The organism is Novosphingobium sp. P6W (assembly GCF_000876675.2).
Lineage (GTDB): Bacteria > Pseudomonadota > Alphaproteobacteria > Sphingomonadales > Sphingomonadaceae > Novosphingobium.
Genome location: NZ_CP030353.1, coordinates 1,305,842 through 1,320,195, shown reverse-complemented (window position 1 = coordinate 1,320,195; position 14,354 = coordinate 1,305,842). Strand labels below are relative to the sequence as shown.

Sequence of the window (14,354 nt, the reverse complement as noted above, 5' to 3'; positions counted from 1 at the left end):
GCCGATGCCCGGCTCATGTAGCTCGGGCGTCGCAGATCGACCGTTTGGTGCGGGTTTGCCCACCATCGGAACCAGGCCCTGCCGGCGCCGCAATGCAGGATGACGAACACGCGATGAGCGTAAGTACGACCCCGAGTTCCGCCCCCGCCGCCCATGCGGTCCCCGACGTTTCCGCCCAGCTTCGCGATATTTGGGGATCCAGCCTCTCCTGGTTCCAGGCCTACTGGCTGCAGATAATCATCGCTGGCGTAATCGCAGTCACTATCGTCACCGCACTCTACGCGCTGCGGCGGCTGGGTACCAAGTTGTGCCGTCCCGAGCGTGGCCGCGCCGACTGGCTGGTGGTCGTCGGGCGCGTCGTTTCCAAGACGACAAATTACTTCATCATCATGGTCGCGATCCGCGCGGTGGATGGGTACGCACAGACCCCGCCCACGCTTGACCGGTTCATCACGTTCTTCTTCACCCTTGCCGCGGTGATACAGGGCGCGATCTGGGCGCGTGAGTTCATTCTGGGCGCCATCGAGCACCGAACCTCTGCCGAACATTTCCAGGGCGAGGCGATCATCAATGCGATGGGGCTTATCCGTCTGCTGGTCAGCGTGGTGGTCTTCGCGGTGGCGATTGTCGTGCTGCTCGACAATCTGGGCGTCAACGTAACCGGCCTCGTCGCGGGCCTTGGCGTTGGCGGTATTGCCATCGGCCTTGCTGCGCAGGGCATCTTCGCGGACCTTTTCGCGGCTCTGGCGATCATCTTCGACCGCCCGTTCAGCAAGGGCGACCAGATCAGTTTCGGCACAAGCTCGGGCGTAATCGAGGCTATCGGCCTGAAGTCGACGCGTATCCGGGCCTATACCGGCGAGCTGCGGATCATCGCCAACAAGAACCTGCTCGACAAGGAAATCCTCAACGTCAGCGGGCGCGACCACATCCGTCTGCCTTTCACCATCGGCGTTGCGTACGAAACCCCGCCCGAGACGCTGGCGCGGGTCCCCGACATTCTGAAGGAACTGGTCGAGGCCGAAGGCGGCAAGCCCGCGCGGGCCGGGTTCGAAAGCTTTGGCGCCAGTTCGCTGGATTTCTCGCTGCTGGTCGACGTGCCGGGACGAGACTGGGCAATAGCGCATCCGCTGCGCGATCGCCTGGTGGTGGCGATCATGAAGCGCTTTGCAGCGGAAGGCATCTCGATACCTTACCCGACGCAGACTACGTTTACCGCTGCGCCCGATGGCACCATCATCATGCCTTATGCAGAGAAGGCCGAAGCCTGCGACTAAGGCTGCCTGTTATCCTCCCCCAGTTCGGGGAGGATAACCTGCCTCGGCGCTTCACGCTTGATGATGCACTGCGGCGAAGAATCGTATAGCAGTGCGCGTCAATGGAGCTTTCTGGACACGTCATTGCCGATTCCGCCCAGCCGGTTACGCCTGCCGCGCCGGAATCGGTCGCGCCTCTGGCCAAGCCCCGCTGGTCCCGTTGGAAACGGGTCAAGCTGGCCTTCGCGGCGGCGCTTTTCCTCGTGTTCGTCACGATAGGCTATTTGGCTGTCACGGCACCGTTGTCGAAGTCGTTGCAGCCGATCGCGCCGCCGGAAATCACGCTGCTTGCCGCAGACGGCACCCCGATCGCGCGCAATGGGGCGATTACCGATTCGCCGGTCGATGTGTCGAAACTGCCGCCGCACGTCGTCCATGCATTTCTCGCGATCGAGGACCGGCGCTTCTACAGCCACTGGGGCGTCGATCCGCGCGGCATCGCCCGCGCCGCGTGGAGCAACCTGACCGGAGGCAGCACACAAGGCGGCAGCACGATCACGCAGCAGCTCGCCAAGTTCACTTTTCTCACTGCCGAACGCTCGTTGACGCGCAAGGCGCGCGAATTGCTGATCGCCTTCTGGCTTGAGGGATGGCTGACAAAAGACGAGATTCTGGAACGTTACCTCTCGAATGCATACTTCGGTGATAACACCTATGGCCTGCGCGCCGCATCGCTCCACTACTTCCATCGCCAGCCTGAAAAGCTGACCGAGGGGCAGGGGGCTTTGCTCGCAGGGTTGATGAAGGCGCCTTCGCGGCTTGCACCGACCAACAATTTTGCGCTTTCGCAAAAGCGGATGCGGCTGGTGCTTCAGACCATGGTCGAGGCGGGTTACCTGACGCAGCAGCAGGCCAAGGCTGTTCCCACGCCCCGCCTCGACGTGCGTGACCGCAGCGAGCTGCCGACGGGGACTTACTTCGCCGACTGGGCACTGCCCCAGGCCCGCCAGATCGAGGCCGCCGGCTATGCCGGGCAGACTTATCGCACCACGCTCGATTCGCGCCTGCAGGCTGCCGCACACCGGGCGATCCGGCAGGCCGGGGCGGGCAAGGCGCAAGTGGCGCTGGTGGCGATGCGCCGGAACGGAGAGGTCGTGGCGATGGTCGGCGGGCGCGACTATTCGGCCAGCCCGTTCAACCGCGTCACCCAGGCACGCCGCCAGCCGGGCTCGACGTTCAAGCTGTTCGTCTACCTTGCGGCGCTCAAGGCGGGAATGTCGCCGGACGATACGCTTCCCAATACTCCGATCGAGGCCGGTTCCTATCGTCCGCAGAACGCAGGCGGCGCTTATTCGCCCACGATCACGCTGGAGGATGCCTTTGCGCACTCCAGCAATGTCGCGGCAGTGCGCTTGTTCTCCAAGGTCGGGGACGAGGCGGTCATCGACATGGCGCGGCGCCTTGGCGTTTCTTCGCCTTTGCCGGCCGGCGATCCCAGCCTTGCGCTGGGCACGGCCAGCATGACGCTGCTGGAATTGACTTCGGCCTATGCCGGGGTTGCAGCGAACAGCTTCCCGGTCGCACCGCGCGCCTTCCCGGTGCCCGAGGCGGGCTGGTTCGACTGGCTGCTCGATGGCAAGCGCAGTCTGTCCTCGCGCAATCATGATGCGATAGAAGGAATGCTGCGCGCCACGATCAATCGCGGCACCGGCCATGCCGCAATGCTGCGCGGGCCGAATTTCGGCAAGACCGGCACCAGCCAGGAGAACCGCGACGCGCTGTTCGTAGGCTATTCGGGCGATCTCGTCGTTGGCGTGTGGGTTGGCAATGATGACAACTCGCCGCTCAAGGGCGTTTCTGGCGGGACCATACCTGCGCGGATATGGCGGGACTTCATGCGCGATGCCTTGGGCGAGAGGCCTGTGCCGTCGCGGCCCAAAGCGGCCGATCCCGATGGACCCGTGCAACCGCTCGACGTGCCCGAGATCGGCGATATCCCGGTGGGAGACGACAGCCATGTGCGCATCGAGGACGGGCAGGCAGTAATCAGTACCAAGTTCGGCGGGGTGCCGCTCGATGTGCAGATCGACGGACAGGGGCTGCGGGTCAATCCGGGCGCGCCGGCTCCAGCCTCAGCACCAGCCTCGTCGTCACCGGGCCCCTGAGGAGGGCCTGTTCCTGCACAGTCCGCGGTTGTCACCTGCAGCCTGACTCGTCATGAGAGCGACATGCGGCCGCATCTCATTCACGCCGCATCGAGGGGTCATGACAGAAGCGAAGATCAAGCCAGGCGCGGGCAGGACTCCCAAAGGCGGCACGCCGAAGGGAGAGGCGACGCGCGGCCAAATCCTTGACGCTTCCGAGATCCTGTTCGCCCGCAGCGGCTATCTGGGCACCTCGCTGCGCGATATCGCGCACGAGGCGGGAGTGCGCATGGGGCTGGTGCACTATCATTTCGGCAACAAGCACCTGATCCTAGACGCCGCGCTGGAGCGCAAGCTGGCCCTGCTACGCTCCACCATCGAGGAAAGTTTCGCGCGCGGGCAGGCGCGGGCCGAGGAGGGGCCCGGCAGGTTCGGTCTGGAGGAGATCGTCGCCGCTTTCATCCTGCCGTTCCTTCATGCGGCGTCTACCGACGGCGACCCTTTGCGCAACTACATCGTCATGACTTCGCACCTGATGAGTTCTTACAGGATGCCGGAGCTGCGCCCGATCCTTGGCAAGCTGAGCGCCGTGTCGCAGATCCTGACAGATCAATTGCGCATCCACGCCCCCGCCATCCCCGAGGATAATCTGCTGGCGGGCGTCTACCTGATCGAGGCGGCGTTGATCTTCATGGTGCAGGACCCCGGTTTCCTCGACGATCTCAGCCGCGATCACCATTCCGTCGCCCGGCTGGAGGACATGGCCCGGCCAGCGCTGCGCTTCTTCGCGCGCGGGCTGGAAAGCCTGCAGGAGCCTTCTGCGACCTGATCCGCGATTGCCGGCCTCGCCTGATAGTTTTGATAGGTTGGTCGATCGACCAGTTTTGTTATTCTCGCCTCAACGAAGACACGGACCCGGCAAGGGCCTGTGCACACGGGAAAGAGACGAGATGGGAAGGCAAGACATCGACGCCTTGATGATCGACGGCCGTAACGCAGCGAACCTGCGCGGCGACCCGATCACCGGCGACCGCTACACCTCACCGGAATTCATGAAGCGTGAGTGGGACCATATGTGGACCCGCATCTGGCACATCGCGGGCCGCACTGCCGAGCTGGAAGAAGCCGGCGATTACGTCGTCCATGATTTCATGAACGAATCCGTCTTCTGCGTGAAGCAGGAGGATGGCTCCATCAAGGCGTTCTACAACTCCTGCCGTCACCGCGGCATGCGGCTGGTGTGGGACGCCAGTTCGCAGGATAGCTTCCAGTGCCCCTATCACGGCTGGGTCTGGGGCAAGGACGGCGTGCTCGAAAAGGCGCAGGACCCGGAAGACTTTCCGCAAGGCAATCCCTGCGGCAAGCTCAAGCTGAAGGAACTGCGCTGCGCCACCTGGGGCGGCTTCGTGTGGTACACGATGGACGACGAGGCGCCGGAGCTTCTCGATTTCCTGTCGCCCATGCCCGAGCTTTACAAGAACTACCCGATGGACACCGGGGTGCGCGTCTTCTGGATGAAGATCGACCTCGAAACCAACTGGAAGTTCGCGACGGACAATTTCTCGGAAAGCTACCATACCCGCACCGCGCACCCGCAGGTGCCGCCGTGGATCGACCAGGACGTGGACACGGCGCGCCATGAGATGTGGCCGGGCGGGCACGGCCGCACGGTGCAGCCGATGCGCCCGTCGCTGTCGGACCGGCTGCCCGAGGGTGTTCAGCACCCCTTCGACATGATTCTACAGCAATGGGACATCGACCCCGCCTCCTACCCGGACTTCGAAACCAAGGCGATGCAGGGCTGGCTCGACCTGAAGGCCGCGAAAAAGCGCCTGTGGCAGGAGCGCGGCTACGTCCATTACGAGCATATGGACGACGAGGAGATCACCGACAGTCCGCACACGGTGATGTTCCCCAACGTCACCATCAGCTTCCTGCCGGACAACGTGATCCTGTTCCGCACCGAACCGCATCCGACCGATCCGAACAAATGCACGTTCGACTTGTGGTGCATGGCTTTTCCCGTGGCCGGGCAGACCATGGTGGAATCCATCATGGCCGGCCCGCAGCCGCTGCGCGAAGCCGAGTTCCAGCACCGCGCCTTCGACAACGGACGGGGCGTGCCCGAGATCAAGGACCAGATCGTCTATCAGGACATGATGCTGGCCGAAGGGCAGCAACGCGGAATGCATTCGCGCGGCTATGAAGACGCCTATCTTTCCGGGCAGGAGACGCGGGTGCGTTTCTTCCACGAAGTGCTGAACGATTATCTGGAGGGACGGCGCTAAAACGCCCTCTCATACCGCCATCTGTCCCGGACTAGATCCGGGGAGAAATGACCATCCGTGCACCATTTGCGCGGGGGAATGCGCCTGCGCGCACTGCGATAATGAAAAAACTCAGGGAGGAATATCGATGAAGGCCTACCTCAAGAACAGTTCTCGTCTCGCGCTTTGCACTGCTGCGCTGCTGGCATCGCCCGCCGCCTTCGCGCAGGAGGCCGAGCAGGCAGGCGGCATTCAGGAAATCGTCGTCACCGCGCAGAAGAAGTCCGAGAACATCCAGGACGTGCCGATCTCGATCACCGCGATCGGCGGCGAGGCGCTGGCGGCCACGCAGGGCACATCGCTCCAGGCGCTTCAGGGCCAGATCCCCAACGTCCAGATCGACAACTTCGCCAACACCCCGCAAAGCGCCGTCTTCACCGTGCGCGGCATCGGTGTGATCGAGCCTGACCCCTACGCAGGCAATACCGTGTCGATCGTGGTCGACGGGGTGCCGCAGTTCTTCTCGATGGGCGCGCTGCTCGACCTGTACGACGTGGACCGAATCGAAGTGCTGCGCGGACCGCAGGGCACGTTGTTCGGCGCTAACACCACCGGCGGCGTCATCAATGTCGTCACCGGCCAGCCGACGGGTGAGTTCGGCGGGCACGTCAAGGCGGTTTACGGCAACTACAACCGCTTCGATGTGACGGGTTCGATCGAGGCGCCGCTGGTCAAGGACGTGCTCTCGCTGAAAGTCGCGGGCATCCACACCCAGCGCGAAGGCTGGGTTACCAATGTCGTCGACGGCTCCGACCTGGGCAGCAAAAACCTCGACGCGGTGCGCGCCTACTTGCGCTTCACACCCGGCAGCAACTTCGACGCCACGCTTCAGGGGGAATACGTCAACGCCCGCAACGGCTCGCCCATCGTCATCAACGGCGCGCGTCCGGGCGAAGCGCTCTACATCGCGCCGGGCACTGCGGGCATGTATGTCAGCCCCTGCGCAACGCAGGGCATGTGCACCGCGCCCGACAAGTATTACGGCGCCAACAATTCCGTGCCCGACGAGTCCAACATGGACACCTATTCCGGCACGCTGACGATGAATTGGCGCAACACCCCGCTTGGCGACTGGACCTCGATCACCGGCTACAAGCACTTCAAGCTGCGCGAGTTCACCGATCAGGACGGCACCCCGCTGTTCCTAAACGACACTTACCGCCGCACCGAAGGCTGGCAGTTGAGCCAGGAACTGCGCACCAATGTCGAAGTCACCGATACGCTGAACGTGCTGGTCGGCGGGTTCTACCTCAAGAACCATTACGATCACATCCAGGCCTACCGCCTGCAATTCGCCGCGCCGGGCCTGTTGCAGACCAACCTGCAGGATCAGGACAACTATTCCGTCTCCGGCTTCGCGCAAGCCTATTGGCAGGCGACCGACCGACTCAAGCTGCAGGCGGGCATTCGCTATTCGCATGAGCGCACCATTTCCACGCCCAGCCTCATCACCAGCATCGGCGATCCCGCAGGCTCGAACTACACGGGCGAGGGCAACACCGTCATCGGCAGCTTCACCGTGGGCGGGCGCAAGAGCTGGAACAATGTCGGGTGGAAGCTGGGCGCGGACTATGAAGTGGCCGACGATGCGTTGCTCTATGCAAGCTGGTCGCGCGGTTTCAAGTCGGGCGGATTCACCGCGCGCGTCGGGGTTCCGGCGGATGGTGACACGCCGTTCAACCCGGAGAAGGTCGATACCTTCGAGGCCGGCATCAAGGCCGACTTCCTCGACCGGCACCTGCGCGTAAATTTGGCCGCATTCTACACCAACTACCGCGACATGCAGGTGGCGCAGATCTATTTCGACGACACCACCAACACCCAGGGCAACCGCATCCTCAATGCCGGCAAGTCCGAGATCAAGGGCTTCGAACTGGAGACGACGGCAGTGCCGGTGGAAGGCATGACGCTGCGGGGTTCGCTCGCTTACCTCGATGCCAGGTACAAGCAGTTCCTGTATGGCGACCCGCTCTCGGGCGCGATCCTCGATCTGGAAGGATACCGGCTGCAGAACGCGCCCAAGTGGAATGCCAGCTTCGGGGCCAATTTCGTGATCCCGCTGGGCAATGGGGCGGACCTCGTCAGCGACGTGTCCTATACCTACACCAGTTCCAAATATTACACCGCGATCCTCGACACCCCGCGTTCGAAGATCCAGCCCACGCATCTGGTCGATGCCACGCTGACCTACAAGCCGGACGGTGCGGCGTGGTCGCTGGGCCTGTGGGCGACCAACCTGCTGGACTCCCGCTACCTTTCGACCGTCTTCGATTCGCCCGGTTACGCCGGCCTCGCGGGCTATGCGCCGCCGCGCCAGTTCGGCGCATCGGCCAGTTTCAACTTCTGAGCATGACGGAATGAAACGCCTTCCTGCTCCGTCACTCCCGCCTGCGCGGGGATGGCGGAGCAGGAGGAGAAGATGAATGCGAGTGAAGCGACCCACCGCTCACAGCAAAAGGAAGGACCAGCATGAACCGCGTAGCAGGCAAAGTCGCCCTCATCACCGGCGGGGCTTCTGGCCTTGGCGCTGCCGATGCCCGGCTTCTCGCGGCGGAGGGTGCGCAGGTGGTCATCACGGACCTTCAGGCAGACATGGGCCGCGAAGTCGCCGCATCGATACCTGGCGCTCTGTTTTTCGAGCATGACGTGCGCGACGAGGCGCAGTGGCGCGATGTGGTGGGCAAGACCGTAGCTCACTTCGGCAGGATCGACGTGCTGGTCAACAATGCCGGCCTCGTGCGCTTCGGCAATGTGGAAGACTGCGATCTGGAAACCTTCCGGCTGCAGATGCAGGTGATGGTGGAGGGGTGCTTCCTGGGTTGCCACACAGCCCTGCCGCACATGACCAAGGGCGGCGGCGGGTCAATCATCAACGTGGCCTCGGTCGCCGCGCTCAAGGGGATCAGCGCGATCCCCGCTTATAGCGCCGCCAAGGCGGGCATCATCGCGCTCACCCGCAGCGTGGCGGTGCACTGCCTTGAGCAGGACTACAAAATTCGCGTCAACGCCATTGCGCCCGGCGCCCACGATACGCCGATGACGCAGGCCGCGCTTGCGCAATTGCCACAGGACAACGCCGGGCTGGATCAGGTCCATGCGCGCGGACAAGGCACGCCGCAGGACGTGGCGAACCTTGTGCTGTTCCTCGCCTCGGAGGATTCACGCCAGATTACCGGCACGCACATCGTCATCGACAACGGGGAGACGGTGGGATGAACATCGAAAGCATCGCCAATATACAGGCGATCTCGAACGTCCTGGCCTGCCACAGCCGCGGCGTGGACCGCGCCGACGAGGGTCTTCTGGCGGGCTGCTATCACGATGACGGCACTGTCGACTACCGCTTCTTCGCAGGGCCTGCCGCCCAGTTTGCCGCGATCCTGACGGGCGCGCAGAAGGCGGGGCCGGTGACTTTGCACCGCACCGCGCAGATGTGGATCGAACTGGACGGAGACCGGGCTTCGTCCGAAAGCTACATCATGGCTTATGCGTCCAGCGCGGAGACGCAGCACCTGATCTGCGGCCGCTACCTCGACCGGCACGAGCGGCGGGGCGGTGAATGGCGGATGAGCCACCGGACTTACGTGCTGGACACCAATCTCAACTGGCCGGGCGGCGGTGCGCTTCCGGGGCTGGGCGCGCTGGGCAATCACGTGCCGGTCGGCGGCCACGGGGCAGCCGATACCGGGATCGCCCTGCTTGCCCAGGCGCGCGCGAAGAACGCCGGCCACAATCGCGGAAAAGGATATCAGCCGATGAGCCACAGCCAGCAGACCCTCGACGCCGTCGTCTCGCGCCAGCAAATCGCCGACCTCACCATGGCCTATTGCCGGGGCGTGGACCGCGCCGATGCGGCGCTGCTGGGGCAGGTGTTCCATGCCGACAGCACAGTGGTCAGCGGTGCCTTCAACGGCAACGGGCAGGACTTTGCCGCCGCCATCTGCGCACTGGTCGAGGAGGCCTACACGCAGACCTTCCACTCCATCGCCAACCAGTGGATCGAAGTGTCCGGCGACGGCGCCGTGGGCGAAACATACGTGATCGCCGTCTCCACCAGCAAGGACGGGGCGACCGATACCCTCACCGGGGGCCGCTACATTGACCGTTTCGAGCGCCGCGAAGGCCGCTGGGCCATCGCCGAGCGCAGCTTCGTGCTCGACTGGACGCGCGAAGAAGCCAGCACCAGCGACATGACCGGCGGGATGTACGCCGCGCTGGACCTGCACGGTGCGCGCGGAGCAGCCGACCCCGTTTACGCCTTTATGCGAGGTGACGGCGCGGGGTGAAACCTTCACCGTCGACGAAACACAGCGCTTCGAGGGAGAGAATGACCATGGATACCACCCGTCTGGACGGCGCCATTGCGCTTGTCACCGGCGCCAACGGCGATATCGGCTCTGCCGTCGCGCGCCTGCTGGCAGAGCGCGGCGCCACCGTGGTCAGCACCGACCTGCGCGCGCCTGCCGAGGCAGCCGGAGAGTTTGTGCCCCTCGACGTGACCAGCGAGGCAAGCTGGGCCGAGGTGATCGCGCTGGTGGAGGAGCGTTACGGCGCCCTCGACATTCTCGTGAACAACGCCGGCATCGCGCCGATGGAGCGGCTGGACGCGATGGCGCTGGAAGATTGGCGCCGCTGCCAGCAGGTTAATGTCGAGGGCATGTTCCTCGGCCTCAAGGTCGCATCCGACCTTCTCGCCCGCAGCGGCCCCCGCCGTCAGGGCGGCGCTGCGGTGGTCAACCTGTGCTCGGGCGCCTCAGACAAGCCTGCCGCGTTCAGCGCGGCTTATTGCGCCAGCAAGGCGGCGGCGCGGATGCTGACAAGGGTTGCGGCGGTGGAGTTCGCCGCGCTCGGCAAGCCGATCCGTGTGAACTCCGTCCACCCCGGCGTTGTCGAATCCGCGATGATGGACGACATTCTCGCCACGTATTCGCGCATCAGCGGCGGCACTTCGGTCGAAACCCTGCGCGCGGGTGTTGCTGCGGGCAACCCGATGGGGCGCTTCGTGGAACCGGCGGAAGTGGCCGAGGCCGTGGCCTTCCTCGCCTCAAGCGCGGCGCGCTACGTGCATGGCGATGCCATCCACGTCGATGGCGGTTACGCGGCGGCCTGATTGATTTGGCGCCCCGGAACGGTCCGGGGCGCCAGGCTCATTCCCCTTCCGCCTGAGGCTCGCGCCAGCGTCCGGTCGGCACTACCATTGGCGCGGCGCCGCCGATATCGATGTGCCCGGTGACGCCGTAGACGGTGCGCAGCCGTTCCGCGGTCAGCACTTGAGTCGGGGTGCCTTCGGCCACCAGCATCCCGCGCTCGACCAGCAATAGCCGGTCGCAGTAGCGCGCCGCCATCGTCAGGTCGTGCAGCACGGCGACGACAAGCGCCCCGCCGCGTGCCTCGCGCTCCAGCAGTTCCATCACGTCGATCTGGTGGCCCGGGTCTAGCGATGCCAGCGGCTCGTCGACCACCAGTCCCTGTGCGCCCACCGCCAGCGCGCGCGCCAGCATCACCCGTGCCCGCTCGCCGCCCGAAAGCTCTGTGGCGATGCGGCTGGCCAGATGCGCCACGTCGGCGCGGGCCATGGCTTCCAGCACCGCCTCGCGGTCTTCCCTGGAGACGCGCGACATCGGGCCAAGGTGCGGCAGGCGGCCCAGCGCGACAAGCCGCTCGACACTGAGCGGCCAGTGAAGCGTCTGACCCTGCGGCAGATAGGCGACGGTGCGGGCCAGATCGCGCGGGGACAGGGTCTTGATGTCCCGCCCGTCGATCTCGATCGAACCGCGCAGAGTGGGCACGAGGCCCAGCATTGCGCGCACCAGCGTTGATTTTCCCGCTCCGTTGGGACCGATGATCCCGGACAGCGTACCCGGCCTTAGCGAGGCACTAAGGCCGGTAAGGACCGCCCGGCGGCCGAGGTCGGCGGAAATGCCCCTGATCGAAATCGTCACCACAGGCGGCGCTCCCGGAGCAGGTGGACAAGGAAGACTGGGACACCAAGGAAGGCCGTCACCACGCCCAGTTTCAGCTCGCTGGCGGTGGGGATCAGCCGCACCAGAATGTCGGCGCCGGTCAGCAGGATCGCGCCGCCCAGCAGCGAGGGTAGCAGCAGCGCCGAGGGGCTTCGGTCAGTCAGCGGGCGGATCAGGTGCGGCACGATCAGGCCGACGAAACCGATCGAGCCGGAAACCGCCACCGCGCCGCCCACGCCGATCGCCACGCCCAGCAGGAGCCTGATGCGGGTGCGCGAGAGGTTTACGCCCAGCGAGCGTGCTCCGTCCTCGCCCAGCGACAGTGCATCCAGCGCGCGCGGGTCGTAAAGCAGCAGGGCGATGCCCAGCATCACGCAGGGCAGGGCGATCCAGACATGCTCCAACGTCCGGTTCTCGATCGAGCCGAGCAGCCAGGCCATGATCTCCATCGCCGCGAAGGGGTTGGGCGAAAGGTTCAGCGCAAGGCTGATCCCGGCCCCTGCCAGCGTCGAGACGGCAATGCCGGCAAGGATCAGCGTCAGCGGGCTTTCCGAACGCCCGGCCAGCGCGAACAGCAGTATCAGTGCGATCAGGCCCGAGGCGATCGACAGCACGGGAAGCAGCGCGGGATGCCAGTCCGCCACGCCGAAGTAGATCGCCGCCACCGCCCCCAGCGCGGAGGCGTTCGACGCGCCCAGCACTGAAGGCTCAGCCAGCGGGTTGCGCAGGTAGCCTTGCAGCACGGCGCCTGCGAGGCCGAGCATCGCCCCGACCAGCAGCGCCACCAGAGTGCGCGGCAGGCGAAGCTGGAACAGGATTGCCTGCGCGATTTCGTCGCCGTGGCCAGTGAAGGCGGCCAGGATGCGCGCGGGCGACAGCGGCACCGGGCCAAACTTCATGGAAGCCAGGCCCATCACCAGCACACCGGTGAGCAGGAGCGGGATCAACGCCGGGTGGCGCTGGGATGACAGTACGTCTTGAGCCACGAATACCTCGAATTGGATCGGTTCCCCGTCACGCTTGTGTCCCGGGGTCGTGTTGCTATGGATGCGCTGACATGGCGCTTACGGCTTATCTTCGTTCTGGCAAGCTTGCGGTTTGCGCTTTGGCTGTGGTCCTTGGCGGAGCGGCTGCGTGGAGCAGTTCCGCGCCTGCACCCCGGCCTGCCAAAACCGCGCCGCGCAGGATCGTCTCGCTCAATTTGTGCGCGGATCAACTGGTGCTGGCGCTGGCCGACCGGGCGCAGATCGCCGGTCTCACCCGCAATGCCGCCGACCCGCAGTTGTCCGCCGCTGCCGATGCGGTGAGGGGCCTGCCGGTGCTGCGCGGCTCCGCCGAGGAGATGATGGCGATCAATCCCGACCTGGTGATCGGGATGCCCGCGCGGCGCAGCCCGGCCATCGCCGTGCTCAAATCGCGCAAGTACCCTGCGCTCGATATCAAGTCGCCCAGCAGCTATCCCGCGATCCTCGCCTCGATCCGCGAGGTGGCCAATGCGGTGGGTCATCCCGAACGCGGCGAGGCGCTGATCGCGCGCATGAACCACGATCTTGCGGGCCTGCCGAAAGCGGGCGGCCTCAGGGTTGCCGCGTACTACCAGCGGCGGGGCTACATGACCGGCACCGGCACCCTGATCGACGACCTGATGACGCGGGCGGGGTTGGTGAACCTTGCCGGAAAGCTGGGCAAGCCGTCGCTCTCGCAGATGAGCCTTGAGGAAATGGCCGCAGCCCGCCCGGATTTCCTCATCGTCGATACCGCGACCGCCAAGGTTGTCGATCAGGGCACCGAAATGATGCACCACCCCGTGCTGGACGGCATTCCGCGTATCGGCATTCCGCAGGCATGGACGGTCTGCGGCGGCCCGGCCTATGTGAAGGCGGCGCGCGCCCTGTCGCAGAAAGTCAGCGCTCGCTGACATTCGCGCCCCCGTCGAGGCGGGCCTGCCAGCCGAGACGTTCGAGTTCGGGCACGACGTGGGGTTCCTCGGGTTCGCCGAGGCAGAGCAACGCGATGAAAGTCCACGCCGGCGGCACGTCCAGCAGCGCCGTCACGGCCGCGGGATCGGCGATGGAAACCCAGCCCAGCCCCAGTCCCTTCGCCCGCGCGGCCAGCCAAAGGGTATGGATCGCCATCACCACCGACCATTCGCGCGTCTGCGGCATCGTCGCCGCGCCAAGGCCGCCGCCGATCTCGGTCGCATCGTCGCAGAACACGGCGATCACTTCGGGCGCGTGGTCAAGGCCGTGGAGCTTCAGCGCGGCATAAGCGGCGCGGCGGTCGGGATCAGGCATGGCCTTCCTGGCGCGCGCGACCTCGCCGTCGACGTGGCGCGCGAGTTGCGCGCGCAAAGTGGCCGAGCGCACCCGCACGAAGCGCCACGGCTGGGAATTGCCGACCGAAGGCGCGAGCTGCGCGGTGGCCAGCAGTTCGAGCACAAGGCTGTCCGCCACAGGCTCACGCCGGAAACGCCGCACGTCGCGCCGCCATGTAAGCAGCGCGGCAAGATCGTCGCCAAATTCGGGAGTGAACCGGGGGAAAAGGGTCAACGCAGCGTCAGTCACCGGCGCAGACGGGATCATTCCCGTCACCCTGAACTAGTTTCAGGGTCCATTCGGCAATTTCACCCGCTGGCCTAGTTCGCCAGCGCCCCTTGCGGTTTGC

12 protein-coding genes are annotated in these 14,354 nt (G+C 65.2%); 9 read left to right on the top strand and 3 right to left on the bottom strand.

All coding sequences use genetic code 11. From position 1 onward, the window contains the following. The first annotated feature begins 113 nt into the window (after window positions 1-113). From TQ38_RS22065 to TQ38_RS22030, 8 genes are all read left to right on the top strand, one after another. Window positions 114-1,277: a mechanosensitive ion channel family protein gene (locus TQ38_RS22065; protein ID WP_043975609.1), complete on the top strand. Its 1,164-nt coding sequence runs from the start codon at window positions 114-116 to the stop codon at window positions 1,275-1,277. A 101-nt stretch (window positions 1,278-1,378) separates the two neighbouring features. Beyond that, complete coding sequence (locus tag TQ38_RS22060; protein WP_043975529.1) at window positions 1,379-3,421, top strand: transglycosylase domain-containing protein; 2,043 nt, start codon at window positions 1,379-1,381, stop codon at window positions 3,419-3,421. A 100-nt stretch (window positions 3,422-3,521) separates the two neighbouring features. Further along, a complete protein-coding gene (locus TQ38_RS22055; protein ID WP_043975530.1) occupies window positions 3,522-4,229 on the top strand; it encodes a TetR/AcrR family transcriptional regulator in 708 nt (235 codons plus the stop codon). A gap of 121 nt (window positions 4,230-4,350) precedes the next feature. Further along, a complete protein-coding gene (locus TQ38_RS22050) occupies window positions 4,351-5,688 on the top strand; it encodes an SRPBCC family protein (RefSeq protein WP_043975531.1) in 1,338 nt (445 codons plus the stop codon). 127 nt (window positions 5,689-5,815) lie between these two features. After that, window positions 5,816-8,074 carry a TonB-dependent receptor gene (locus TQ38_RS22045; RefSeq protein WP_043975532.1) on the top strand — a complete coding sequence of 753 codons (2,259 nt, stop codon included), beginning with the start codon at window positions 5,816-5,818 and terminating at the stop codon, window positions 8,072-8,074. Window positions 8,075-8,196: 122 nt separating this feature from the next. Continuing rightward, window positions 8,197-8,943 carry an SDR family NAD(P)-dependent oxidoreductase gene (locus tag TQ38_RS22040; protein ID WP_043975533.1) on the top strand — a complete coding sequence of 249 codons (747 nt, stop codon included), beginning with the start codon at window positions 8,197-8,199 and terminating at the stop codon, window positions 8,941-8,943. Further along, window positions 8,940-10,013, top strand: a complete 1,074-nt coding sequence (locus tag TQ38_RS22035; protein WP_043975534.1) for a nuclear transport factor 2 family protein — start codon at window positions 8,940-8,942, stop codon at window positions 10,011-10,013. The genes TQ38_RS22040 and TQ38_RS22035 overlap by 4 nt, the downstream gene beginning before the upstream one ends. 47 nt (window positions 10,014-10,060) lie before the next feature. Further along, window positions 10,061-10,837, top strand: a complete 777-nt coding sequence (locus TQ38_RS22030) for an SDR family NAD(P)-dependent oxidoreductase (protein WP_043975535.1) — start codon at window positions 10,061-10,063, stop codon at window positions 10,835-10,837. 37 nt (window positions 10,838-10,874) lie between these two features. On the opposite strand, the gene TQ38_RS22025 is transcribed toward TQ38_RS22030, so the two are convergent. Then, window positions 10,875-11,672 carry an ABC transporter ATP-binding protein gene (locus tag TQ38_RS22025; protein WP_043975536.1) on the bottom strand — a complete coding sequence of 266 codons (798 nt, stop codon included), beginning with the start codon at window positions 11,670-11,672 and terminating at the stop codon, window positions 10,875-10,877. Beyond that, on the bottom strand, window positions 11,666-12,661 hold the full coding sequence (locus TQ38_RS22020) for an iron ABC transporter permease (protein WP_043975610.1): 996 nt from the start codon (window positions 12,659-12,661) through the stop codon (window positions 11,666-11,668). The genes TQ38_RS22025 and TQ38_RS22020 overlap by 7 nt, the downstream gene beginning before the upstream one ends. An 86-nt stretch (window positions 12,662-12,747) precedes the next feature. Between TQ38_RS22020 and TQ38_RS22015 the strand changes: the two genes are divergently transcribed. Then, the gene (locus tag TQ38_RS22015; protein ID WP_043975537.1) at window positions 12,748-13,608 is read left to right on the top strand and encodes an ABC transporter substrate-binding protein; all 861 of its coding nucleotides are present in this window, start codon (window positions 12,748-12,750) and stop codon (window positions 13,606-13,608) included. Here the strand turns inward: TQ38_RS22015 and bluB are convergent. After that, complete coding sequence (gene bluB, locus TQ38_RS22010) at window positions 13,595-14,272, bottom strand: 5,6-dimethylbenzimidazole synthase (protein ID WP_043975538.1); 678 nt, start codon at window positions 14,270-14,272, stop codon at window positions 13,595-13,597. The genes TQ38_RS22015 and bluB overlap by 14 nt on opposite strands. Window positions 14,273-14,354 lie beyond the last annotated feature (82 nt).

What these genes read in the sequence shown, in the direction of transcription:
- TQ38_RS22065 (WP_043975609.1), top strand. Translation starts at nt 114, where the DNA reads ATGAGCGTAAGTACGACCCCGAGTTCCGCCCCCGCCGCCCATGCGGTC.
- TQ38_RS22050 (WP_043975531.1), top strand. Translation starts at nt 4,351, where the DNA reads ATGGGAAGGCAAGACATCGACGCCTTGATGATCGACGGCCGTAACGCA.
- TQ38_RS22030 (WP_043975535.1), top strand. Translation starts at nt 10,061, where the DNA reads ATGGATACCACCCGTCTGGACGGCGCCATTGCGCTTGTCACCGGCGCC.
- TQ38_RS22060 (WP_043975529.1), top strand. Translation starts at nt 1,379, where the DNA reads ATGGAGCTTTCTGGACACGTCATTGCCGATTCCGCCCAGCCGGTTACG.
- TQ38_RS22015 (WP_043975537.1), top strand. Translation starts at nt 12,748, where the DNA reads ATGGCGCTTACGGCTTATCTTCGTTCTGGCAAGCTTGCGGTTTGCGCT.
- TQ38_RS22055 (WP_043975530.1), top strand. Translation starts at nt 3,522, where the DNA reads ATGACAGAAGCGAAGATCAAGCCAGGCGCGGGCAGGACTCCCAAAGGC.
- TQ38_RS22035 (WP_043975534.1), top strand. Translation starts at nt 8,940, where the DNA reads ATGAACATCGAAAGCATCGCCAATATACAGGCGATCTCGAACGTCCTG.
- TQ38_RS22040 (WP_043975533.1), top strand. Translation starts at nt 8,197, where the DNA reads ATGAACCGCGTAGCAGGCAAAGTCGCCCTCATCACCGGCGGGGCTTCT.
- bluB (WP_043975538.1), bottom strand. Translation starts at nt 14,272, where the DNA reads ATGATCCCGTCTGCGCCGGTGACTGACGCTGCGTTGACCCTTTTCCCC.
- TQ38_RS22045 (WP_043975532.1), top strand. Translation starts at nt 5,816, where the DNA reads ATGAAGGCCTACCTCAAGAACAGTTCTCGTCTCGCGCTTTGCACTGCT.